The organism is Psychrobacter sp. PSP (genome assembly GCF_024085615.1).
In the GTDB taxonomy this organism is placed as follows: Bacteria; Pseudomonadota; Gammaproteobacteria; order Pseudomonadales; family Moraxellaceae; genus Psychrobacter; species Psychrobacter pacificensis.
In genome coordinates, this window is the sequence record NZ_JABLTF010000016.1 from 288,406 (window position 1) to 313,995 (window position 25,590).

At 44.2% G+C, this 25,590-nt stretch carries 19 protein-coding genes; 6 read left to right on the top strand and 13 right to left on the bottom strand.

The annotated features are described in order from the left end of the window. Positions 1-1,589: 1,589 nt before the first annotated feature. From HL061_RS07305 to acs, 5 genes are all read right to left on the bottom strand, one after another. Positions 1,590-2,003 (bottom strand): antiterminator Q family protein, encoded by a 414-nt coding sequence (locus HL061_RS07305; protein ID WP_240365793.1) that lies wholly within the window; start codon positions 2,001-2,003, stop codon positions 1,590-1,592. Between the two features lie 106 nt (positions 2,004-2,109). After that, entirely contained in the window at positions 2,110-3,294 is a 1,185-nt protein-coding gene (locus tag HL061_RS07310) for a hypothetical protein (RefSeq protein ID WP_252962673.1), read from the bottom strand. A gap of 114 nt (positions 3,295-3,408) precedes the next feature. Then, positions 3,409-4,743, bottom strand: a complete 1,335-nt coding sequence (locus tag HL061_RS07315) for an integrase arm-type DNA-binding domain-containing protein (RefSeq protein ID WP_252962674.1) — start codon at positions 4,741-4,743, stop codon at positions 3,409-3,411. 303 nt (positions 4,744-5,046) lie between these two features. Continuing rightward, positions 5,047-6,210 (bottom strand): NAD(P)-binding protein, encoded by a 1,164-nt coding sequence (locus HL061_RS07320; protein WP_071002466.1) that lies wholly within the window; start codon positions 6,208-6,210, stop codon positions 5,047-5,049. Positions 6,211-6,447: 237 nt separating this feature from the next. After that, positions 6,448-8,409: an acetate--CoA ligase gene (gene acs, locus HL061_RS07325; RefSeq protein WP_071002467.1), complete on the bottom strand. Its 1,962-nt coding sequence runs from the start codon at positions 8,407-8,409 to the stop codon at positions 6,448-6,450. Positions 8,410-8,846: 437 nt separating this feature from the next. Here acs and HL061_RS07330 point away from each other — a divergent pair, with 437 nt between their 5' ends. Continuing rightward, on the top strand, positions 8,847-10,130 hold the full coding sequence (locus tag HL061_RS07330) for an NAD(P)/FAD-dependent oxidoreductase (RefSeq protein ID WP_071002468.1): 1,284 nt from the start codon (positions 8,847-8,849) through the stop codon (positions 10,128-10,130). Between the two features lie 216 nt (positions 10,131-10,346). On the opposite strand, the gene HL061_RS07335 is transcribed toward HL061_RS07330, so the two are convergent. After that, the gene (locus HL061_RS07335) at positions 10,347-11,003 is read right to left on the bottom strand and encodes an IS1595 family transposase (RefSeq protein ID WP_252962675.1); all 657 of its coding nucleotides are present in this window, start codon (positions 11,001-11,003) and stop codon (positions 10,347-10,349) included. A gap of 17 nt (positions 11,004-11,020) precedes the next feature. Between HL061_RS07335 and HL061_RS07340 the strand changes: the two genes are divergently transcribed. After that, on the top strand, positions 11,021-11,986 hold the full coding sequence (locus HL061_RS07340; RefSeq protein WP_237182774.1) for a pirin family protein: 966 nt from the start codon (positions 11,021-11,023) through the stop codon (positions 11,984-11,986). Between the two features lie 98 nt (positions 11,987-12,084). On the opposite strand, the gene HL061_RS07345 is transcribed toward HL061_RS07340, so the two are convergent. Further along, positions 12,085-13,191: an alkene reductase gene (locus HL061_RS07345; protein WP_071002472.1), complete on the bottom strand. Its 1,107-nt coding sequence runs from the start codon at positions 13,189-13,191 to the stop codon at positions 12,085-12,087. Positions 13,192-13,432: 241 nt separating this feature from the next. Further along, positions 13,433-14,362, bottom strand: coding sequence for a DMT family transporter (locus HL061_RS07350; RefSeq protein ID WP_071002474.1), 930 nt, complete (start codon positions 14,360-14,362; stop codon positions 13,433-13,435). 626 nt (positions 14,363-14,988) lie between these two features. On the opposite strand from HL061_RS07350, the gene HL061_RS07355 reads away from it, so the two are divergent. Next, positions 14,989-15,243: a hypothetical protein gene (locus tag HL061_RS07355; protein WP_071002476.1), complete on the top strand. Its 255-nt coding sequence runs from the start codon at positions 14,989-14,991 to the stop codon at positions 15,241-15,243. Between the two features lie 222 nt (positions 15,244-15,465). On the opposite strand, the gene HL061_RS07360 is transcribed toward HL061_RS07355, so the two are convergent. Next, on the bottom strand, positions 15,466-16,272 hold the full coding sequence (locus HL061_RS07360) for a DUF2971 domain-containing protein (RefSeq protein WP_071002477.1): 807 nt from the start codon (positions 16,270-16,272) through the stop codon (positions 15,466-15,468). 238 nt (positions 16,273-16,510) lie between these two features. Here HL061_RS07360 and HL061_RS07365 point away from each other — a divergent pair, with 238 nt between their 5' ends. Then, positions 16,511-17,515 carry a lipoate--protein ligase gene (locus HL061_RS07365; RefSeq protein ID WP_071002478.1) on the top strand — a complete coding sequence of 335 codons (1,005 nt, stop codon included), beginning with the start codon at positions 16,511-16,513 and terminating at the stop codon, positions 17,513-17,515. Positions 17,516-17,619: 104 nt separating this feature from the next. Further along, a complete protein-coding gene (locus tag HL061_RS07370) occupies positions 17,620-18,183 on the top strand; it encodes a hypothetical protein (RefSeq protein WP_071002480.1) in 564 nt (187 codons plus the stop codon). Between the two features lie 319 nt (positions 18,184-18,502). On the opposite strand, the gene HL061_RS07375 is transcribed toward HL061_RS07370, so the two are convergent. Further along, entirely contained in the window at positions 18,503-20,638 is a 2,136-nt protein-coding gene (locus tag HL061_RS07375; protein WP_252962676.1) for an NADPH-dependent 2,4-dienoyl-CoA reductase, read from the bottom strand. Between the two features lie 399 nt (positions 20,639-21,037). Here HL061_RS07375 and HL061_RS07380 point away from each other — a divergent pair, with 399 nt between their 5' ends. Then, positions 21,038-22,702, top strand: a complete 1,665-nt coding sequence (locus HL061_RS07380) for an AMP-binding protein (protein ID WP_240365782.1) — start codon at positions 21,038-21,040, stop codon at positions 22,700-22,702. A gap of 96 nt (positions 22,703-22,798) precedes the next feature. Here HL061_RS07380 and HL061_RS07385 read toward each other — a convergent pair whose 3' ends face one another. The 3 genes from HL061_RS07385 to HL061_RS07395 form a co-directional block, all read right to left on the bottom strand. Further along, positions 22,799-23,218, bottom strand: a complete 420-nt coding sequence (locus tag HL061_RS07385; RefSeq protein WP_071002483.1) for a DUF6691 family protein — start codon at positions 23,216-23,218, stop codon at positions 22,799-22,801. Between the two features lie 95 nt (positions 23,219-23,313). Further along, entirely contained in the window at positions 23,314-23,751 is a 438-nt protein-coding gene (locus tag HL061_RS07390) for a YeeE/YedE family protein (protein WP_071002485.1), read from the bottom strand. A 205-nt stretch (positions 23,752-23,956) separates the two neighbouring features. Next, positions 23,957-25,093: an aminotransferase class V-fold PLP-dependent enzyme gene (locus HL061_RS07395; RefSeq protein ID WP_071002487.1), complete on the bottom strand. Its 1,137-nt coding sequence runs from the start codon at positions 25,091-25,093 to the stop codon at positions 23,957-23,959. Between the last annotated feature and the right edge of the window lie 497 nt (positions 25,094-25,590).

Here is a 25,590-nt window from a genome sequence, read left to right on the forward strand (position 1 = left end):
ACATCTGCATATTTTTACGACCGCAAAATTAAAAGTTTAGGGGGTTGCTTTTTGTTTGCATGGGGTTGAATTGCTAATCCCTGCACACGCTCGGTAATGATACTTAAATGTGTGCGTATTTCGTGCGTTTCTGTGCATCTGCTAATTCACACCATTGGCGGTTATTCCAGTTCCTGCTTCCTTAAAAACGTTTGCTTCTATCGCTATCCATTTGCTGTATTGACTTGGCAGTAAATAGGAATAATAGAAAATGCGCTGTTTTGCTTCCTATTCTCCTTGCTTCCTTGCTTTTTGCTTCCATTCCCCAGTTTTGGCGGTATCTGCTCAATAGGTTTTTGAAAGATATAAAAAGGCGTTTACCTGTCCGAAAAGTCCCTTATTCTGCCTCGCGATACTTGTCGCAAAACTATCCAGCATGGGCAAAATATGCCCCGTGCGCGTACTGTTCCATAAACTACCCCTTAACGTGTCCAACAATTCATTTTTAGCCGCTGCTTAAGATGTCCGAAAATTCCCTTTTATGGACTCAAAGAATTACCCCAGTCCTTTTAAAGTAGTCCGAAAAACCACCCCTTTTATGGACTCCAAGTATTATTTTAACGGCTCTTTTTATGGACTCCAAAAACTACCCTCTAAGATGTCCAAAAACCCCCTTTTATGGTGTATGAAAGCCCTAAAACGTGCTGTTATTCTCTTTTAAAGCAGTCCGAAAAACTACCCCTTTTATGGACTCCGAAAACTCCTTTTTTATAGTGTATGAAAACCCTGTAATTGGTGTCTGCATCGCGTGCGCGCGCGTACTGTTCCATTAATTAGCTAAGCCCTTATACTGCATAGCTTTGTGACATTGGCAATGATGAGGGAATGCCATGCAAAATGTTAGCATTTGTCAACATTAGGTGGCGTGTGATTTGGTTTTCAATGTAAGGTTTTATCAGGTTTTGAATAACAAGTTTTAACAAGTCGGTGCCTGCATTAATCGGTTTTGAATGTACGGTTTTATACGGTTCTAACCTTGTAGTAATCATGGGGTGGTAGGTTCTGCCAGTAATGAAATGAATGTTAAGTTTTATTAGGTCTTAGATTAACACATGAAGTGCAATACCAAATGCAAGGTGAAAAAAAGACCTAGATGCGCTAGCATCAAAGTTTTTATCCACCGACCAAAGTGAGATTGCAACCATGAGCTATACACATCTAAGCCTAATCAGACGAGGATTCAAAAGGGTTTGGGCTATCAATCGCCAAGACAGGTGTGGTTTGATTATTATCGTCAGGCTGCGTAATTAAAATCTCCCAAGTTTATGTGTACGGATTTGACGGCAGGGGTCATACCAATAATTCTTTTAACTGCTGCCTTAGATACGGCTGCCATCGTTCTACCTCTCTTAATGTTGTTAGCTCAAGTTTTCAGATTGAAACTAACGTTGATTGAGGTTATCAGTATGGCTCAAGCCTGTATTATGGGCATCCTAACTAGGGTGAAGCTATGCCCTAATTGGGATGCAAGTTTATGCCTAGTTATTTACTTAGCATTAAAAAAGCCACACTTATTAAAGTATGGCCGCTTTATTATTGGCAGTGTAGTGTCAGTGGTTTAACCGTGTTTGGCCAACTATCAAACCTGCGATAAATCCTTCAGCACGTGCTATATGCTGTACAGCGGTATGCGAGCTTACTTTGTTAACGCTATCCTTACCATACTTGAGCGGCGTTAGGTAATACTCTGCTATGCCATTGGTGCTCATACGGTCAATATATTTTAGCTTTAAAATCTTGCCTTCTAAGGGTTTACATTCGCATAGAATGGTTACTAGTCTTTCTACTTTTAGTGCTTCGTCATCAGTGAGAAACATAGCGGAACGTATTTTGCTTTTCTCTACAACATGTCCACGCATTAGACTAGCCATCGGACTTGAATACCCTAAACCGTTGCCTTCTGCCAACACCCAGTTACCCCATGCTGTCAGCAATTCCTGCACTTCTATGCTTAGATCAATCATACAAAATCCAAAAAAAATACGGATGTAAAATTAGTTTGCTCATTGCTTCACATCTTAATAACTGATGAGTCGCTCCAGTATGCACAGCAACTAGAATCATGACACACTAACGTGAATTCGAACTTCTCTTGAGGTTATGCGGTTTTTTTCTTTCATTGGCCAGCGCCTCTTTTGCTACCCTAAAGCGATTTTCTAAAGATGTTTTACCTTGACGGAATATTGCTTCTTCAGTAGCTAACCCAATGATGGCAGCTTCGCTAGGAAATGCTGGTTTGTCTTCTGTTCCTTTTGGCGCTTTCATTATTTCCAACAATATACCTATAGTTGTCTGATAACTTGCGGCAGTATTGTCATCCAGCTCAACCGTAGCATTTGTAAGTTGCTTCTGGATTTCATCAAACTCCTTTTCTAAGCTTTCATACTTCTTCTTAAGCACTTCATATTTTTCTGTACACTCATCATGGTTCACTTTTGGTGTTTTTGACAAGCTAGAATCTATAACAGGTAATTGAACATCTACCAAAGGTTTTGCTGGCTCAATTCTCAACCAGTCATTGAAACCCTTGAGAACATAACCAATCCTGAAGAGATATTTCTGTAAATCTTCAGATTTAATAAGATCATCATCGAAAATGACCTCGTTGTTATCTATAGCCAGCTCAAACATCAGTTTATAGCTAATATAATCAGCGAATACTTCCGCGAATAAACTTTCGCCTTCATTTTCATCTATCAGACGTACTTCTATACCAGCAAGTAAGCAAGCCGCGGTTTTAATATCAAACCTTTCTAACTTGAAGTAATTTAACTGGCATGCATTAGGCTCTTCAGGTTTATCTATAGGCTTTCGATAAATAAAATGTATCTCATTCTCATCATATTGTCTTACCTTGTCCCTAACTACTCTAGCTGCTTCAGCAGTCAGTTCTAGCTTTAGTTTTTTGATACACCCTATGGACTCTAACTCTTCATAGGAGTAATAGAAGTCCCCTTTTAAATCATTTATTAAGCGGAGTGAAATACTCTTACTAAGAATTACCTTTGAGTGGCAATTCTCTAAAAAATTTCTAGTATTAACATCATAATCATGAGATTGGCTATGTTCAACTCGAGTGACACGCGAATATTTATCCATTAAATAAGACGATACTTCTTTATCAAAATTATTTAAGACAAGGTAGGAAGCTATATCATCTATATAATCTTTTGTAGTGCTGGCAACTAGATTTATAAAATCAACTGCGAGAATATATTTTTTCCCTTGAAACACTTCATCATCTAATACGCTCATATCACACCCCTACACCCTTAAATTAAATAGGTGCAAGGCAGTGACAGCATAAGGGTGTGTAAATAGCTGTCGTTCGGGGGATCAGCCCTAGCCTTGCATAGTTGGTGCTAAGCCTTAGCCTAGCTTTTGTGATTGTTGTTTGAAGCTGGCGTGTATGACGTTATCAAACTTGCCAGCCTTAATATCATCTAAGTAGTTTGCCCATTCATTCATCATACGTGTTCGTTCAGGTACGGCTTGCATACGGTTATAAGCCTTGCCGTACTTGTTAAGCATTTGGTGTCCTAGCTGTATCTCTGTTAGCAGCTCGTCATAGCCTAGTCGCTCCATCAGCATGGTTTTTGCGCTGGCACGGAAGCCGTGGGGCGTATGTACTTCTTTATAGCCTCTGCCCTCGTAATTGCTACCAATGCCAGTGCTATTCATAGATGGATCATTCAATACTTTATTAATGGCTTGCGGATCATGATGCGGTGCTTTCTTACGGTTGGCATTGTGGAATACATAATCATGACCACCCGTTAGCGTCTGCATTTGCTCTATGACGGCTATTGCTTGCGGTGCTAGTGGTATGACTAGGCTTTCTACCATGTCATCGCGCCTCTGCCCCTTTTGAGGGGTAAAAACCCATTGCTTAGCGTTTAGGTCAATGTCTGCCCATCGCATCGCGCATATATCACCTACACGGGCAAAGGTAAGCGTTAATAGTTTTAATATCGGTTTGTTATAGACCTGCTGGTCACTCAACCCGTCAATATCTCTTAATAAGACGGCAAAGTCTTTGGGGTCTGTCAGTGACGCATGGTGCTTGGTGCGTGTCGCTTTCAATGCCTTAGCACCTGATAGCTGGGTTACTGGGTTGTACTCAATGAAGCCTTTTAGCACAGCATGGGCAAAGATACGCTGCGCCATATGCTTCACACGGTTGCCTTTATGGACGTATTCCTTTTGTATGTCACGGCATAGGCCAAGCACTTGCTGACTTGTGATCTCACCAACTGGTAATTGACCGAAAGCAGTTACTAATGGCTTAAGGTAATTATTGATATTCCTTAGGGTGCTGGTCGCTGGCTGGTGGTCAGGGTTGCTTGTCAGCTCATAAAGCCAATCATCAGCCACCGCTTGAAAGGTGTTGGTTATAGCAGTAGCTTGTCTTGCACGTTCATTATCACGCTGGGTGATAGGGTCAATCATTTGGGCAAGCATTCGCATATTATCGGCGTGTGTCTGTCTTGCCTGCTCAAGCGTCAAAGCTGGGTATTGTCCTAGCGTCATCTCTTTACGCTTACCAGTGATAGGGTGCGTGTAGCGGTGCTGAAACTCTATACAGCCACCACGTAAGCGCAAACGTAAGCCAGCATAGCCACCAATGGTGTGATAAACGCGCTTTTGTCCCTGTGCGTCTTTGATCGCTCGCTTGATTTGGGTATCAGTTGTTAATGCTGCCATGACCACGCCCTTGTTACCTATTTACAGTGATAAATCTGACCACCAATTTGACCACCATTTATGTAACTAATTGGTGGTCAGTTGTGATAACACTAGATAATAGATATTAGCACGTAATGCACGTAATATATAGGCTAATACTAACTTTAGATAACGTGTGATAACACCAAAAACACCCCCTCTGTGGGCTTTTTTTTGCCTCGCTATTTATAACAGGCTCAAATCTCGATACCTATCGCTATAAATACGTAAAAACCTTTCTAGGGACTGGCAGCCGATAGATTCAGCCAGCCAGCAATCAACTCATATAGATCGTGCCCTACAGACTGCCTCTACTGTCTGCCGAGCTACCTGATAGCAGCTTTCGATATTGCCGCGTGCGCACCAGTCACCACTGACAATCCACTGTCTGGTTTCATCGACTAAGATACCTAGCTCTTTAGTATCTGTATCTATTATAGTAGCCGCATAGCGCCAGCGATGACAATCTGTTTGGCTTGGAGCACTATCTTTGTCCCAGTTTAAGGCTTGCTGCGCTGCCATTAATAACGTGGCTTTGACTGTCTCCAAATCATCATCGACGTGGACTTGTGACCAGTCATTACGCGCATGAATGGTGATGCTTGGTAATAGCTCATCACGAACGGGTTTATGATGCTCAATAAATATTCTATCGAGTACCTCACTATTTAAATAAGCAACATCCCATTGCGGTGCTGTTTGAGAGTTCAATGTTTCAGGTAATTCTTGGGCATTGTCCCAACCGAGCATCAACGTATAGCAGGCCTGCATCTGCGGCTGGGTGATGTTAACTTGCTGACTAAATCCACTGTCTGCCATCAGCTCTACTGCCTGACCGTTTGGTGCAGTACAAATGACCCAGTCAAACCAACCGAGGCTCTCCCCTGTCTCATCAAATAGCTCAGTTTTTTTATCATCTGAGTGAGTGGTATGCCTACCAAGCGGAGCCACACGCGTCTTAAACACTATGTTTGTGTGCTTGAGCCCAGCGGCCAATTCACGTCCCCAACTGGTCATTTTTGGCGTGCTGATATAGCGCGCGTGCACGGTATCCCACTGCTCTTTACTTTGGATATCAGGCGATTGACCATTATCATTTGCGGGTGTCAGCTCAACCACTCGGGCACACCATGGCTGTAGCAGCCCTGTCTTTAGCCAAGGGGCAATAAATTGCTGGAACTCAGCGGTTTTTGCCGTAAAGAACTGTGCCCCAAACGCCCATTGCCAGTTGCGGCCCGTCTCACTGTCAGTGCGATAGCGCGTTGCTAGACGGCCCACACTGCGTGACTTTTCAAATATCGTGATGTGCGGTGCATTTGAGCACACATTGTCAGTGTCCAAGATACGCTCTAGCAATGTGGCAGTCAGTAGCCCTGTCAGACCACCACCGATGATCGCGATTTTTGGTGAAGATTTATCCGTTGAAAGCAAAGTATGATCAGTCATAATGACAGGAAACCTTATCGAGTATTATGGCAAAACGATCTCTTATATGGCGGGCAACTAGTAGGTAGCAATGTTCGTTGACCATTGATATTGAATCGTCAAAACGCCGCAATATCAATATCGTCTGCGTAAAAAAGCCATGCTATTCACGATAACATGGCTTTTATTTGACGTTGCTGAACGGATATCAAAGTTGAAATAGCACCGTTCGCGTGCCCGATAGACGGGCTAACGCAACTACTCTCCGCGGCTCGCTTTGACTTCTTCTACCAAATCATTGATCACTGAGCTGTCCGCCAGTGTAGATAAGTCGCCCAATCCGACATACTGACCTTCTGCCAGCTTACGCAGGATGCGACGCATAATCTTTCCTGAGCGAGTCTTTGGCAGCGCATCCACCATATAAATAGCATCTAAGGTCGCAATCGGCCCAATCTCGGCACGCACATGACGTTTTAGCTCCGCTTTTAGATCGTCTGTTTTTTCTTCGCCAGACTTTAGAATGATAAAGGCACAGATACCTGTCCCGCGAATCTCATGCGGCATACCAACAATCGCGGCCTCGGCAGTAGCCGGATGAGCAACCAATGCACTCTCAATCTCTGCCGTACCCAAGCGATGCCCTGAGACGTTTAGCACGTCATCCACGCGGCCTGTGATCCAATAATGTCCGTCTTCATCACGCTGCGCACCATCACCTGTGAAGTAATAGCCGGGATAATCGCTAAAATAGGTTTTCAAAAAGCGCGGATGGTCATTGTAGATCGTACGCATTTGCCCAGGCCAACCAGTACTGATGACCAAATTACCTTCGGCAGCGCCTTCCATGATTGCGCCTTCAGCATTGACGACTTCAGGTTTAATACCATACAGCGGCGTCATCGCGGCACCTGGCTTAAGATCGACCGCTCCCGGAATCGGTGCCATCAAAATACCGCCTGTCTCGGTCTGCCACCACGTATCGACAATGGGACACTTGCTGTCACCAACGACATGATAGTACCAATCCCACGCTTCTGGGTTGATTGGCTCACCGACTGAACCCAGCAAACGCAGGCTTGAGCGATCCGACTCACGTACAAAGGCATCACCCTCTTTCATCATCGCTCGAATCGCCGTTGGGGCGGTGTATAAAATGGTCACGTCGTGCTTGTCGATGATGTGTCCGATACGTGCCCATGTTGGATACTCTGGCACCCCTTCAAAAATGACTGTCGTGGTGCCATTGGCGAGCGGTGCATATGTTGAGTAGGTATGACCTGTGATCCAGCCCACATCTGCGGTACACCAATAAACGTCATCTTCTTTGACATCAAAGACATCACGGAAGGTAGACAAGGCATAAGTGATATAACCCCCTGTGGTATGCACAACGCCTTTTGGCTTACCCGTTGAGCCAGAGGTATACAGTAAGAATAATGGATCTTCGGCATTCATCACTTCAGGCTCACAGATCTCTGATTGTCCATCAACGAGATTGTGATACCAAACATCGCGGCGACCGCTCATCGGTATAGAGTTGCCTGTGCGGTGGACGACGATGACTTTTTCGACACTGTCTGTGCCATCCATCTCAAGAGCATGATCGACATTGGCCTTGAGCGGTGTGTGCTTGCCGCCACGTAAACCTTCATCAGCCGTAATCACAACTTTTGAGCGGCTGTCTATCAAACGATTGCCCAGACTCTCAGCAGAAAACCCACCAAATACCACAGAATGCACCGCACCAATACGCGCACATGCCAGCATCGAGACCATGGCTTCTGGTATCATCGGCATATACAACGTGACCCGATCCCCTTTGCCAACGCCAAGCTTGCGTAGCGAGTTGCCTAGACGACAGACTGCTTCATGTAATTCTTTAAAAGAAATAATCTTGTGTAGTGAAGGGTGATCCCCTTCCCAAATAATAGCTGGCTTGTATGGATCTTTTTCGAGGTGACGATCAAGACAGTTGACGGAGATATTCAGCTCACCATCTTCAAACCATTTAATACTGAAATCGTCTAAGTCATAATTGACATTGCTGACTTTGGTCGGTTTTTTTATCCAGTCGATCAGCTCAGCACGCTTCGCCCAAAACGCATCATTTGCTTCGGTTGATTCGATAGATTGATTGTAGTCTTCGAGATACTTTTCAGGGGTGGTATTGGCAGCAGCCATAAACTCGGCTGAGATTGGAAATGATTTCTGGGTCATAGTATTGGTCCTTTTAATTATCATGACTTACATAGAAAGTCGTCTATAACGACTACCCATGCAGGCAATAAGAGTCATCTTCCATAATGCGTGACACTCAGCGATAGTTTGACAAATAAGCGTGTCGGTTGCAAGACATCATCAGTCAATCATAACAATTTCGCTGTACATCTGTATACTTGGTGATTGATAGCAGCGGTTATTGAAGAATTATTAGTAAGGATTATTGCAACATCACAATCAAGAGTGCGCTTGATATGCAGATGCCATGTCACAGCTCATCGGATATCACATTTAATCCTTGTAACCTCAAATGAAATATGGACAATAGCTGCCCTACCGATACTGCTTTAGACAACACCGCCGATCTGTATTATTAACACATACAATTGGTTTTGTTATCACCTTTTTTTAAATGATTGTTTTACGAGACCGCAATGACTAATCACCACAATGCACAACCCTCTACTCACTATGACGTCATCATCGTCGGCGCTGGCGCTTCAGGATTATATTGTGCGCTCACCGCAGGTCGCCGTGGTCGTCGCGTTTTGGTCATAGATCACGCCAATAAAGCAGGCAAAAAGATTTTGATGTCAGGTGGTGGCCGCTGCAACTTTACCAATTACTTTGTGGAGCCTGAGCATTTTATCGGTGCCAATCCTCACTTTTGTAAGTCGGCACTGAGTCGCTATCCAAGCTGGGAGTTTATCGGCATGGTAGAGGCGCATCAGATTCCCTACCATGAGCGTGAACACGGACAGCTATTTTGTGATGATTCTGCCCAAGATATCCTCACTATGCTCCTTGATGAATGTACGGCTGTCAGTGTGCAAATCAAGCTCAATACCCAAATCAATCATGTACAGACGACTGACCATGATAAAGCAAAACGGTTTGAGCTAATAACCAGCAAAAAGCTTGGCAAAAAAGACGTCGCAAGCGAGAGTCAATCGTCACAGACGCGCTATCGTTGTGAGTCGTTAGTGGTAGCCACTGGTGGTTTGTCTATTCCAACGATGGGCGCAAGCGGCATTGGCTACGAGCTAGCGCAGCAGTTTGGGCATACACTGATAGCAACCGATGCCAGTCTCGTACCATTTACCTTCACGGACAAAACAGGCAAGCTGATTCGTAGCTTAGCAGGCATCAGCCTACCAGTCATTGCCAGCAATGAGCGTATCTCTTTTAAACTGCCTGTACTGTTTACCCATCGCGGGCTTTCTGGCCCTGCCATGCTCCAGCTATCGAACTATTGGCACAGTGGTGAGACGATCAGCATTAACCTACTGCCCGATGTAGATGTCACCGATATTTTACTCACCCGCAAAAAGTCACACCCACGCCAACTGATCCGTACTGTATTGGCAGAAAACACAGACAACGCACTACCCAAAAAACTATTGGCAGCACTACAAACCCAGCTTTGGGACGATATCAAAGATACTGAGCTTGCCAATATCAAAGATGAGCGACTGAGTGAGCTTGGCGCTACTCTCAATGGCTGGCAGCTCAAGCCCTCTGGTACTGAAGGCTACCGTACGGCTGAGGTCACACGCGGCGGCATAAAAACTGACGAAGTATCCTCAAAGACCATGCAAAGCAATTTGCAAGAGGGCTTGTACTTCATCGGCGAAGTGCTCGATGTAACAGGCTGGCTTGGTGGTTATAACTTCCAATGGGCTTGGGCCAGTGGCTTTGTGAGTGGCGAGGTGGTTTAAGAAGCAGTCGCATTTGATAGCATAAAATAAACACGACATAAGTTCATTACACTATAGAATTATAGTATAATATTCACTTACTGTTATTTATGCTAGATAGAATTGCGAGGTACTCGATGCGCCCAATCAAACAGATTCATGGTGATAAAGCACCGCATTGGGTCGGTGACGGATTTTTTGTGAAAACATTGATCAAGGGGCTGTAGTAGATAAGGATTAAATATCACACCATTTTCTCAGGAATTTTAGCTGATTAGATGGTGAACCATAGTTAAATCTAAACTCACATTCTTTTAAAAATAAATGGAAGTTCTTCTTATCGATCCCATTATACTTTCTTAGAGTTCGTTTAGACTGGTTCCAAAAGTTCTCAATGCCATTGATGTGATTGTTTTTACCGCAAGTAAACTCTTTAGAATGATTGACTCTGAAATGTTTAAACTCACTCACATCTAATGCATTGTAACTTCGATAGCTATCCGTATAAACAAAGCTGTCAGGCTTGATTTTACGCTTAATAACAGGCATTAGAGTAGTCTGTTTGGTGTCTGCTACGACAATGGTATAAACCTTACCGTTTCGTTTTAGAATACCAAATACAGCGGTTTTACCAGCAGCCCCGCGACCTCTTTTACCTTTGCGTACACCGCCAAAGTAACTTTCATCTAATTCGACTTCACCATCAAAAAGCTCATCAGCTTCTAATGAGAGATGGTAATCTATCACAAGTCTTATTTTATGATAAAAAAGTGCAGCACTGTTAGGCTGGATATTAAGCAAATCTGCGGCTGTTCTAGCAGTCACTTCAGCCGTAAAAAACTCTAACAGCCTTCGCTGTATTTTTTTACTTAGTTTACAATGGGTTATCTTCATAAAAGTAGTCTAGCATAGTGCTTATCTACTACAGCCCCTTGATCAATTATGTCGATGACCAACCAGACTTCAATTACAGTCATACCGATCCATTTTTACTATTTGATTATGGCGAGCCGACGACGTTTGCACCAAATCCTGATTATCAGACGCAGCCACATGGCATTGGCAAACACCCTCATAAAGGTTTTGAGACCGTCACCCTCGCGTACTCAGGTGAGATCAGTCATGCTGACTCAATCGGTGGGCGTGGGGAGATTTTGGAAGGCGATGTGCAATGGATGACCGCTGGTCGCGGCATTCTACACGAAGAGTTCCATTCTGAGGCGTTTGGGCAGCGCGGTGGTGTGTTTAGTATGGTGCAAATGTGGGTCAATCTGCCAAGCGCGCACAAGCTGACTGATCCTAAATATCAATTTATCAAACGTGCTGAGATGCCTATCATAGAATTGGTGGACAGTCGCGATGCCGACTCTCAAGATAATCTTACTAAAGATGCTGTTGCTCAAAGCGCTGACAAACAAACGGTCATCGGTCAAGTTGCCATCATTGCAGGTGACTGGCATGGCGTCACAGGTAATGCGGTAACCTTTACGCCCATTAACCTATGGGATATCGCGCTGCATACCGCAGGCACAACGATACTCGAAGTACCTAGCACGCACAATACCCTGCTTCTCGTACAAGAAGGCCGAGTACTGGTCAATGGCACATCTATCAGTGCAGGCAATCTGATTCAGTTTGCAGCGCCGATTGAACCATCTGTAGATTCTCAACCTGTACCTTTATCTGATGCTGCTACCGATACTATTGAGCTCACCTATTCTACCGATAACGATGAACACACTCCTGCCAAACTACTGTTGTTAAGTGGTGAACCTATCGGTGAGCCTATCGCAGGTCACGGCCCCTTTGTAATGAATACCCAAGATGAGCTACGACAAACGTTCCGTGATTATCAAACAGGCAATTTTGGTACATAATGAAAATAGAAGCACAAAAAAGCCCTCTGACTACCGATAGTCAGAGGGCTTTTATGAAGCATAATTTAGCTATTTAGTCAGCAGAACCGACAAATAAACTATTGCGCCTGATCCATAAACGGATAATCAGTGTAGCCAACCGTGCTGCCACCATAGAAGCTCTCTGGATGCTGCTCGTTGAGCGGTGCACCCTCTTGAATACGTTCAGCGAGATCAGGATTGGCAAGATAATCACGACCGAATGCTACTGCGTCGATATAACCTGCCTTGATATTTTTTTCTGCTTTGTCCGCATCATAGCCTCCCGCCGCGATGATGGTCTGATCGAACGCATCACGGACACGCTGACGGAACTCATCGCTATACGGCGTACCCCCTGCCCAGTCTGGCTCTGACAGATGCAAATACATTAGACCACGCTTGTTGATTTGCTCAATCAGCCAAATGTTATCGTCTTCTTCGTAGCCTCCCTCAACATTGTTGAACGTGCCAAGTGGTGAAATACGAATACCCACGTGATCAGCATCCCATGCCTCTGCGCAAGCATCAATCACGTCCAAGGTTAGACGCGCGCGGTTTTCGCGGCTGCCACCGTACTCATCGTCACGCTGATTGGTATGCTTGGCCCAAAACTGATGCAGCAAATAACCATGCGCGCCATGAATCTCAATACCATCAAACCCCGCTTCCTGCGCGCACTTGGTTGCATGTGCAAAGTCAGTAACCACTTGCTGAATCTCATCAAGACTGGCTGGGCGCGGCGGCGTGGCATCCGCGCGAATGGCTTGGTTGTCACTATCACGCAATGAGGTACGGATACCTACATCGACATCTGAGGCTGAAATTGGCGCACGGCGCTCAGGTTGTACGCTTTCATGTGAGACAAGTCCTGTGTGCCATAGCTGGACGACAATCTTGCCACCTTTGGCATGGACATTGTCAACGATGGCTTTCCATGCAGTGACTTGATCTTGAGTATGTAGCCCTGGTGCGCCTGCATAGCCTTTTGCTTGAAACGATACTTGCGTCGCTTCAGTGATGACAAGGCCCGCCCCTGCACGCTGCGAGTAGTACTCTGCTGCCCATGTGATAGGGACATCGCCTGGCTCAACGGCACGCAGACGTGTCAGTGGAGCCATCATAATGCGGTTTTTTAGCGTTTGTGTGCCCATTTTTACAGGCTCAAATAAAATATCGTGTGCCATAATCTGTCCTATTGGTTATTGTCGCTATTTATGATCTTTAGTTATAGCAACCATCATTCATACTGATTATTATCGAATGCTGTTTAGAAAAACTTATAATATCATTAGTAAATCTACGTTTAGCGCCTACATTTATAGGGGATAGATTTCATTATTCCAAGCAATATTTACAAACAGATACAACAATATTCACCTATACAAATCTTCGTATTTGTTTACTACGAAGACTGTTTACTAAGCCTTAAATACTGTTCATCTGGGCCTTGTCTTTTGGCTTTAGCATTTTCTTAATTGATAGCTCTAATGACAGATATGTGCCGATTAATATCACAATCGAACCAATGATGGCTTGTATATTTAGCGCCTCGCCAAGCAATAGATAGCCCAAAATAATCGCAAAAATTGGAATGACTAACGTGATACTCGTGGCACGCGTTGGCCCAATATTTTTGATCAACTGATTCATAAAAATAAGGGCAATGGCGGTTGAAAACACACCGATACATATTACAGATACCCATGCCTTTATGCTGATCGCTTTGCCATAAGGGAACTCTGTAAAAGTCACCGGCAGCATGATAAGGCTACCGATGATGAGTGAACCTGCCGTGATCGCAACTGGCGAGACATCGTATAAGTAGTTTTTGGTGATGTTTGCGCCAAGCGCATAACCCACACAAGCGAATAGCGCGTAGCCCATCGGTAATAATCCCTCGACCAAGCCTTTACCCTGATCGCCACCACCAAATAAGCTTTCGCTCATCAATATAATCACCCCAACTACCCCAATCACCAATCCAAGCGCTTGTTTTTTGGACAGTCTGTCTTTAAAGAAGACGCGAGCGATAAAGCCGCTCATCATCGGTACGGAAGCGTTTAGTACGGCGAGTACGCCTGCATTCACTGACTGCGCAGAAAAAGAAAACAACACAAATGGCAATGCGGCAGAGAATAAGCCAACCAGCGACAGCATTTTCCAGTGCTGTTTGATACCAACTCTGTTTTTCTTTTTTAGCAGTACAAATACGAGCATGACCAATCCTGCAAAAATCACCCGCAAACTGGCAAATGCCAACGAACCAAATTCAGGCACGCCAACCCGATAAAACACAAAAGAGAGTGACCACATAAAAGAGAGGGTCACAAAGATGATGAGATCACGGTTGGTCATCGGATAATCCTATTAAGCACGTAGACTGCATTTGCCAACTCGTGTCGGTCATAACCGTCTGATATGTGGTGGAGGTTAATGTGCTAATAAGGCACTATGATGGTAAATCTATAACCACCTTGTATATTGCTTTTTATAGGTGTCATCGCACATTCTTATGGATTAACCTGTCTTATTTAAAGCCATTTCACGATGTCTAGCTTTTCTATATCTTAGATAACTGGGTAAAATACTTTATCGAGCGAAAAGCCAGTAGACGCTGCTACCCTACAATTTTTCTACTTTAGCCTATTTCAGCGCTTTATTATTTATATACTGGCAAACTCCAAAGTCACTCTTGAGTCATTACCCTCATCAGTATGTATAAGAATAGAACCTATCTTGATATCGAAGCTTTCTAACAATAAGACTCATCGATAGACAATCTTAATAATATCAAAGTATAAGCAATGCCATCTAATCAGTAGGAGGTTTCCTTAAAAATATAATAATTGATATTTGTTTGCTAATTTTTTACTATCTATTTACTATCTAAGAGGTATTGGCTCGTATCTGGCGATACAAAAATAGATGACAAATTACACAAAAAGCTAAACTGTCAGTATGAGGGCGCTGAAGGTGCAGCGATGAGTTATAGCTTTAGGCAGGTCTCTTATAACCTGCCAGGACTTGGCAAAATGGCCACATCTAATCAAGCAAACTACAATGACCGTAATGAGATCACTGGATGGACGACCACCGTCAATGATGAGCCAGCCATTATCAGATATCGTTTGCCAAGCAATCAGCGTATCGTCAGTGATGCCTATGCGCAGTCTGGCAAAGCGGTGATGCAGTGTTATCTTAGTACCAAGTCGCAGTGGGAGATTTGTGCTGAATAAAGTTGAATGCTCTTTAGGCTTGGGTTATATCTCTGTAAACTCACTTATAGCTACGATGCTCGAGATTGCCATTTAATATTAATAGATAGTAAGTGGCAATCAAACACAGAAGCCATTCGTATTTTTTTGGATAATATGAGAAGAGAAGAATATAATAGTTTGAATTGAGACATTTTGACGTAGGTTCAATTGTACTATTGATCATTCACTGTAACTGCCTAGTTAATTGCTAATTCTCTTCTTCAAATCCCAAGAATTTAAGTCACATTCACAGTGGTAAACTTCAATACCTTGTTTTTTCCAGCTCTGAATTAATAATGCGTACTCATCTTGTGAGACTGTTGCTGCTCTCGATATATTTTTATAAACATTTTTGCCTAAATATACTTCTTTTATTGAGCTTTTAGGGATAGAAAAACAGTATAGCGGTCGACCTGCTATTGTGATTTTATTGAAGTCTCCAAAAACTCCTTTCCCGCTGTGATAACTAGCTTTAAGGCTTTTAACTTCTTTTACTACTCTCACCTCTTCTTCGTAAGCCCAGTCTAATGATTTATATAAAAAAGCTCTTTTTGCAAGATTAAATATATTTCCTTCAAATAGAATATTTTGACCAATATCCATTAACTCATCTTCACTTATTAGATCTAAGTCATTGTGCAGTTTAGTTTTTGTATATATTACCTCACCAAGCTGATACGGAATAAAATTATCAGAAAGTGAATGCAAGTTAGCTTCTTCAACATCAATTCCAATAACAACTCCCTGATGAGAATCTCCATAATGAGCCCACATCAAAGGATTTAGTGGTTGTCTAGTTAAAGATAGAACAACGTATCCTCGAGAAAATCTATTTCTACAAGCATTTTGAGCAATTTTGGATGTTGTGAAAGAATTTGATTGTGCTTTAAAACCCAAAGCAGTACATTCGAAAGGATCATTGAAATCCTCTAGATGAGTAAAACCAATGGATGAAGTTTCAATAGCTTTCATCGCGCCTGATAATGACATGTATTTGTATAAAATCATAAAACCCCTTCTATGCTAAAAGTAGATTACTTCTGTAAGCTTAACCTTTTATATTAATTAGGTCTTGGCTACAGATCACTTTAGATCACTTTCTTAAAAAATTTTATAAACATATTAGGCTTTTCTAAATTATTCTTCTTATTACAACGACATTGAATTCTAACGCCGCATCGGTAAGAATGTCAGTGCCTATTTATAACGCTCACTCTATAAAAACTATCTGAAAGAAGGATCTATCATGAAACTACGCATCTTAAAGTCTGCGGTGACCAATCCGTGGTTCAATCTTGCCACCGAGGATTGGATATTTAATACGCTCAATCCCGACTCACACACGCTTTTCTTATGGCGCAACTCTGAGACCGTGGTCATTGGTCGCTCACAAAACCCATGGGTAGAATGCAAGACGGATAAGATGGCAGCAGACGATGTCTTTTTGGCGCGGCGTCAAAGTGGTGGCGGTGCGGTATTTCATGACTTGGGCAATACCAATTTTACTTTTTTATCCCCAAAACACGCGTACGACCAAACGGCCAACTTTACCATTATCATCAATGCGCTAAAAAAACTGGGTATAGATGCCACCTTATCTGGTCGTAATGACATGCAAGTCGGCGATAGAAAAATATCAGGCAGCGCCTTCAAACACGCCGCCGATCGCAGCTTTCATCACGGGACACTGCTAGTCAATGCCAATATGCAAAAGCTTGGCGACTATCTCAATCCGCATCCCTTAAAGCTCAAAGCAAAAGGCATCAAATCGGTACGTGCGCGCGTGGCAAACTTGGTAGAGTTCAATGATGCCATCAATCATGAGACCTTGTCTGATGCGATTATCGAGGCGTTTTGTGAGTATTACGGAGAGACTGCGCCAGTTGAGCAGTTGGATGAAGCCAGCCTTTCCCAGCAGCCGGCTCTAAACGCTTACTACCAGCAGATGGCTGACTGGGATTGGCGCTTTGGCAAGACGCCTGAGTTTAGCCATCATATCGAGACGCGCTTTGATTGGGGCATGATGGATGTGCATATGGATGTCAAGCAGGCTGTGATTACGGAGGTTGTTATCTTCTCTGATGCGTTAAATATTGAGCTGATTGATTTGCTCAAAGAGACATTGACTGGTGTGAAATATAATAAGCATGAGATTCAAGATGCGCTTGCCGAGCTAGCAAAAGCGCAACCTGAACTAGCGACGCAAGTTAGTGATTTTGAAGGGTGGTTGGTTGGTGAGATGAATGCTTGAGCTTGTAGTCTGCTGATATCTTGATCTTATATGTCTTTGCATCTCACTTAGCATTTTAGAGGTAGCTATTTAAAGTTAATCCGTTAAAAAAGGTGGAGTGACTCATGGAACAAATCGCCATTATTTTCTTTGCACTGAATTCTTTTTTGGGGATGGAAGACAATACTATTTCAGCCGATAAAACGACTGTGACGGTATACCCTCGACGCCAAATAATAGAAATCACTCAACAAGACTTATTTGCTATTGTCCACTCGGATACAGATGCAACCTACGTCAAACGACAGTGGGCTAGCGTATCGGCTCACTCACAGCAAGGTACTGGCTGGGCAAAAGCATTAGCGCCTTTCCCGAGTAAAACGATAACGCTAGTAACGGTTAATAACCAAGTTCAGCCACAGCTAACGCTAAGTTATAACGATGAGAAAGATTTGCGTGCGATGGGTATCTGGTATAACGCTGATAAAAATCATTTCTCTATCAACCATGTACCCCAAGATAATCTGCAAACGACAGAGGGTGAATTAATAGGAAAATATTGGGTGTTTAACGCAGATCAGCCTTTTAGCTTTACCCTTGAGCCGTTCAAAGCGCTACCTCAGGTATACCAGAATCTTAAACAACCGTTAACACAAATACTGGCTGAAGACGATGATCTAGTACAATAGCCTCTCACTAACATCGCTCTACACTTAAAGCCTTTTTCATTAAAATAATTACGATATAGTTAGATTACTATAAAATCGATACAATAAGATTCAACGTTATTTTTCGCAGCCTCTGGAGACGCAGTCACAGCAAGCAAGAAAAATAGCGTTGAATCAAATGAATTTATTGTCCTGTATTGTTTTTATTTAGACTTGACTATACTAGACTGAAAAATAAAACTAAATAAATAACGCACTAACAACCACATTTTCCAAAGCAAAAAAAGCAGCCAGATAATCTATCTTGCTGCTTTTACATTTAACTCAAGCTATCTAACTTTTAGATTTCTGCCGCGACTTCAGCACCATCACGAATCGCACGTTTGGCATCTAGCTCAGCGGCGAGCTTAGCACCGCCGATGAGATGGTATTGCGCGTCTGGCGCATCGCCAACGTTTGGCATCAGACTGGCGACTGACTCTTGACCTGCACAGACGACGACGCTATCGACACGGAGTAGCTGGCTTTGACCTTGAGAGTTGGTGACCCAAATACCTTCGTTGGTGATTTTGTCGTACTGCACGCCAGCGACTTGGATGACGCCGTGCGATTTGATATGCGCGCGATGTACCCAGCCCGAGGTTTTGTTGAGGCTACTACCCAGACGGCCTTTGCTACGCTGCATTAAATACACTTGGCGAATGGGCTTAATCGCTTTGGGTCTGACCAGTCCGCCATCACTTTGATAGTCAGTATCATTGGTTACACCCCATTCCTCGCGCCACTCGCTGATGGACTGCGGTTCAGGGCGATAATCTGGATCTTTTAGACCTTCAGGGCCGATCTCATCCAGCGATTGTCCGTGATTGGCAGTCAGATATTCACTAACATCAAAGCCAATACCGCCCGCACCGATGACCGCCACGGTGTTGCCCACGGCTTTTTCGCCAGAGAGCAATTCAGCGTAGCTGATCACTTGTGGCAGATCAGCCCCTTCAAGCTTACCTGCGAGACTTCTAGGTACAACGCCAGTGGCGACGATAACATGATGGAACTTGGCTTTTTCCAGCATGTCTTTATCTACAAAAGTATTGAGTTTAATCTCGACGCCTAAGTGCTCAAGTTCATTGATATAGTAGCGAATGGTTTCAAAGAACTCTTCTTTGCCCGGGATGACTTTGGCGTAGTTGAACTGTCCACCCAACACATCTTTGGCTTCAAACAAGGTCACTTCATGACCACGTAAGGCGGCGACATGAGCGGCTGACATACCAGCGACCCCGCCACCGATAACGGCGACTTTTTTCGGTTTCTTGGTTTTTTTGTAGACCAGCTCAGTCTCATAACAGGCTTGTGGATTGACCAAACAAGTCGAGCGTTTGTTTTCAAACGTATGATCGAGACACGCTTGGTTACAGGCGATACAGGTATTGATACGATCTGTCTGACCGTTTTTGGCTTTGTTGACCCAGTTTGCATCCGCCAAGAATGGACGCGCCATTTGAATCACATCTGCCTGACCATCAGCGATGATTTTTTCTGCGGTATCTGGCATGTTGATGCGGTTGGCCGCCATCATCGGGATGCTGATGTGTTTTTTGATCTCAGCGGTGAAATCAACGAAAGCGGCGCGTGGTACGCTGGTGACGATCGTCGGGACACGCGCTTCATGCCAGCCGATGCCCGTATTCATGATCGTCACGCCCGCTTCTTCTAGCGCTTTTGCCACGGTGATGACTTCATCCATGACGTTGCCATCTTTGACCAAATCAATCACTGACAAGCGGAATAGGATAATAAAATCTTCACCCACGGCTTCGCGAACAGCTTTGACCACATCGACGGCAAACTTCATCCGGCCATTGATATCGCCGCCGTATTGATCACTACGCTGATTGACGTGGCGCGATAAAAACTGATTGAGTAAGTAGCCCTCAGAGCCCATGATTTCGACGCCGTCATAGCCTGCTTGTTTGGCAAGACGCGCTGAACGAGCATAGTCTTTGACTGTCTGCTCGATATTTTTTATGCTCATCTTGCGCGGTTTAAACGGCGAGATTGGGGATTTGATTGGGCTAGATGACACCGCAAAAGGGTGATAGCCATAGCGACCACTGTGCAATATCTGCATGATGATTTTACTGTCATGCTTATGCACAGCACGAGTGAGGCGTTGGTGATTGATGACGTCAGCTTTGGTATTCATCGTACCGCCAGCAGGCAACAACCAACCTTCGCGATTGGGTGAGATGCCGCCTGTGATCATCATTGCCACGCCGCCTTTGGCACGTTCTGCAAAATACGCCGCCAGCTTACCATAATTATAAAAACGGTCTTCAAGCCCTGTATGCATAGAGCCCATGACCAAGCGGTTTTTTAGCGTGGTAAAACCCAAATCTAATGGCTCAAATAAATGTGGATAATATTCATTAGTGCTGGCGGAATCGATCGTATTGGCAGAACGGCTGGCGGTCATATCATTTTCCTTATGAATGGTTTTTTTGGACTATTTTTGCAGAACAGACATACTATAAGATGTAGCGTTATCAGTATCGTAACACACCGCTATTATCACTAGCTATGCAGACAAACGACTGATGAGTGAGCACTATTTAGCGACGATCAGAATACGATCGTGAAGTGTGCCAATTATCACACGAACTTGTGGCGTATCGTTAGGTTATTACGATAAAACCCGCTCCAGTGTTGACAATGTTTTTTTATAATCAGACAACTATTTTATCACTTCCTCCTCACCGCCCATTAGACTAATCGATAAACATCGACTATTCTAATTTAACACCTTTCTATGTTAAATTACGGTGCTGCGTTACCCTATTGACGCGTTATAAAAATACGATAAAGGATTATCATCATGACAGATTTTCATACTGGCCTCGGCAAAAACGCTGCCAATTATCAACCACTCACCCCTATTGATTTTATTATCCGTAGCGCTCAGGTTTATCCCGATAAGACTGCGATCATTTATGATGACCTTGCACACAACAATCTCACTCAGACATGGCAACAGACTTATACGCGCTGCCGTCAATTGGCGGATGGCTTACGCAAACTGGGTATTGATAAAAACGATACGGTCGCCGTCATGCTACCAAACACGCCAGCGATGGTCGAATGCGCCTTTGGCGTACCCATGTCAGGCGGCGTACTCTGCACGTTGAACACGCGCCTTGATATCAACGCCCTGACCTTTTGTTTGCAGCATTCAGAGGCCAAGGTGCTGATCTTGGATAGCGAGTTTGCGGAGCACGCTGAGATCATCAATGAGACCTTCCCAAACCTCATTGTCATTCACGCGACCGATCATGCTATCGATGTCGAGCCGTTTGGACAGATGAGCTATGAAGCATTGGTTGCCAGTTCAGACAGCTTGGATAATTGGGAGATGCCAGCGGATGAATGGGATGCCATTGCCCTGAACTACACCTCTGGCACAACAGGCAAACCAAAAGGCGTCGTTTATCATCATCGCGGTACTACGCTCAATGCGGTGTCGAATATTTTGGATTGGGATATGCCAAAGCATCCGACCTACTTGTGGACGTTGCCGCTGTTCCATTGTAACGGTTGGTGCTTCCCGTGGAGCATCGCTGAGCGCGCTGGGGTCAATGTCTGCTTGCGTAAGATTGATGCGGATTTGATATTGCAGCTAATTGCCAAGCATCAAGTGACCCATTACTGCTCTGCGCCCGTCGTCCATAACATGATTGCTGGCGGCAAACCTGAGTATAAGGAAGCCATTACGCATACCGTCAAAGGCTGGGTCGCTGGGGCACCGCCATCTGAAACCATGCTGGCAGCAATGGAAGCGATGGGCTTTGATATCTCTCACGTCTACGGTCTCACTGAGGTCTATGGGCCAGTGACCGTTTGCGCTGAGCAAGAAGAATGGAGTGATCTTGATGTCGCCACCCGCGCCCAAAAGAAATCACGTCAAGGCGTGACCTCACACTTAATGACAGGGTTTGAGGTATTTAAACAAGGCACGACTGAGCCAGTCGCCGCCGATGGCGAAGAGATGGGTGAGCTGGCACTACGTGGCAATATGGTGATGAAAGGCTATCTAAAAAGCCGCAAAGCCACTGAAGATGCCTTCACTGATGGCTGGTTCCGCACGGGGGATTTGGGTGTCAAATACCCTGATGGCTATATCAAAATCATGGACAGACTCAAGGATATCATCATCTCAGGCGGTGAGAACATCTCTAGTATCGAGGTCGAAAATGTCTTATACAAGCTCCCTGCCATTGAGAGCTGTGCGGTCGTCGCCGCGCCACATGATAAATGGGGCGAAGTGCCCGTCGCCTTTATCGAGATTCATGAGGGCAGCACCTTGCAACGCGATACGGTAATAGCGCATTGTAGTCAGCACTTGGCAGGCTTTAAAGTGCCCAAATATATCGTCTTTGCCGAAATCCCAAAAACCAGTACGGGTAAAGTACAAAAGTTTGAGCTACGCCAAGCAGCCAAATCGTTGGCGCACGAAACGTCAAAAGTCACTGCGAGTGCTAAGTGATCTGACAATACATTAAATCCTGTCATCAACTAACATTCATAAAAAAGGTCAATCACATATACGTGGCTGACCTTTTTTAATGTTCACATTATTTAATTAGCCAATTTTTGGCTCAAACCACTGATAGACCAGCATTCCTACGACCATCGCAGGGATAAACACATACGCTTGCCACTGACCCGTCCCGAGCAAGACAATGCCTGGCCCCGGGCAAATACCCACCAGCCCCCAGCCGATACCAAACAACATGGCACCGATAATCAGTTGTTTGGTGATGACGGTTTTGCTTGGCATGTCAATGGGCGTGCCAATCCAGCTATTCTCTTGACGCTTGGCCAACAGCACACCAAAAAATGCAACGAACAACCCACCACCCATCACCAGGGCAAGGGAGATATCCCATGCGCCAAACACATCCAAGAACCCTTGTACTTTTACAGGGTCCGTCATACCTGACACCAGCAGCCCAAACCCAAACAGTAACCCTGCCAGCAATCCGATTATATTTTTTAGCATCGTCGTATCTCGCTATTATTATCTTCTATTAACTATCATATGTCGTGCGTGCTTTAGTCCTACTAGCAATCTCATGGCAATCTGCCATTGAGCATTTATAGTAGCCCTAGGACATGACGACCGATATACACGGTCACAATACCCAACAGCATAAAGGTGACGGTCGCGGCCAGTGAGCGTGGAGATAGACGTGCATTACCACAAATACCATGCCCACTGGTACAGCCTGAGCCAAGACGCGTGCCAAATCCGACCAGTAACCCTGCGGCAATTAACAGTGGCAAAGAAGTGCTAATCTCTACGTTAGGTAGCGGTCTTGCCAGCCTGTACAGCACGGGCGATATGACCAAACCCAGTATAAACAGTATCTGCCACATCTCTACACGCTTGGGTTTTAGCAAGCTTGAAAAAATGCCACTGATACCCGCTATACGGCCGATACCGAGCAGCAAAATAACTGTCGCTACCCCTAGCATCAGACCACCTACTAGAGATATCGGTGTAAATGCTTGCCAGTCTATTTGTATACTCATAACGGACTACCCATTTAGGTTTATTAAGTATTTGCTTAACGTTCGATTTATATAAATACATTATATTATAAAATATAATAAAAGGGTAAAAAAATACTGAGCACGTATGATGATAATAACGGCTCAGTATTTTATGATGATAAAAGCGTCTTCAGAAGTACTTATAAAGTTAGCGGTATCATTTTAAAAGGTTTCTCAATCATAACTACTGGCTTAGTACTTCATCCAGTGCGGACTCAAAACGCGTGACCGTACCATCGATATCGGTTAATTTATCCAAGCCAAACAGACCCAAACGGAACGTCTTGAAGCTGTCAGGCTCACCTACTTTTAAGGGTACGCCAGCGGCGATTTGCACACCCGCTGCCGCAAAAGCGCTGCCTTTATGCATATCATCACGATCGGTATAAGATACGACAACGCCAGGCGCTTGAAAGCCTTCAGCCGCAACGCTCTCGATGCCTTTGGCTTCTAGTACTTCACGAATACGTTTGCCAAGCGACCACTGCGCCTCACATAGCTTATCAAAACCAACCGCTTTGGCTTCATTCACCGCATCACGGAACTGGCGTAAGCTGTCTGTCGGCATCGTCGCGTGGTAGGCATGACCGCCGTTTTCGTAAGCGCGCATGATATTTAGCCATTGCTTTAGATCAATACTGAAGCTATCAGACTCTGTGCTGTCTACTTTTTTGACCGCCGCCTCGCTTAGCATGACAAGACCAGCGCCTGGTGTACTGCTCCAGCCTTTTTGCGGCGCGCTGATAAGCACATCGATACCCAAGTTTTTCATGTCTAACCAGACACAGCCTGACGCGATACAGTCGATAACCAACAATCCACCGACGCTATGCACAGCCGCGCTCAACGCTTTGATATAGTCATCTGACAAAATCATGCCAGACGAAGTCTCGACGTGCGGCGCAAATACCACTGCTGGCTGCTCTTCTTTGATTTTAGCTACCGCCGTGTCGATATCCACAGGTGCAAACGGCTTTGGTAACTCGCTATCATCTGCACGATTGGCAGTGAGTACGGTAGACGATTTGGCAATTTTGCCTTTTTCTAAAATCTGCGTCCAACGATAACTAAACCAACCATTACGAATGATGAGGCAATCTTCGTCATTTGCCAGTTGACGCGCGACCGCTTCCATACCATAAGTACCAGAACCCGGTACGATCGTCACGGCATCCGCGTTGTAGACAGATTTTAGATCACTAGATAAGTCATTCATCACTTGCTGAAAGGCTTTTGACATATGGTTTAGCGCACGATCAGTGTAGACCACTGAATACTCTAATAAGCCGTTTGGATCGATATCTTGACGTAATGCAGGCATGGAACACTCCTAGTATATGATTAGATGATGACTGTTTCTTAATTTTTTGGACCTTATTTTTATACCATAATATGGGGATAGGAAATAATATAGATACTAATATCGTTAAGTACCATAGATGATTGGTATCAACCGAATACTCATATCGAACAAAAATGAAGAAGATATAGGATAGACAAGATAACCCTTTAACCCAGCGCTACTGTCTTTAATGATGAGGTCATGTGTTGTTTTGATACTTAGATTAACACACCAAGTGCAACGCTAATTAATATTATAGAACGCCTGCATAGGCGTTTTAAACCCTAATCGTTTTCTTGGTCTGTTGTTTAGTTTGTTCTCAATGTCCTGTATTTCATTATCTTAGATGTGTATAGCTCATGGTTGCAATCTCACTTTGGTCGGTGGATAAAAACTTTGATGCTAGCGCATCTAGGTCTTTTTTTCACCTTGCATTTGGTATTGCACTTCATGTGTTAATCTAAGATATCAATGCT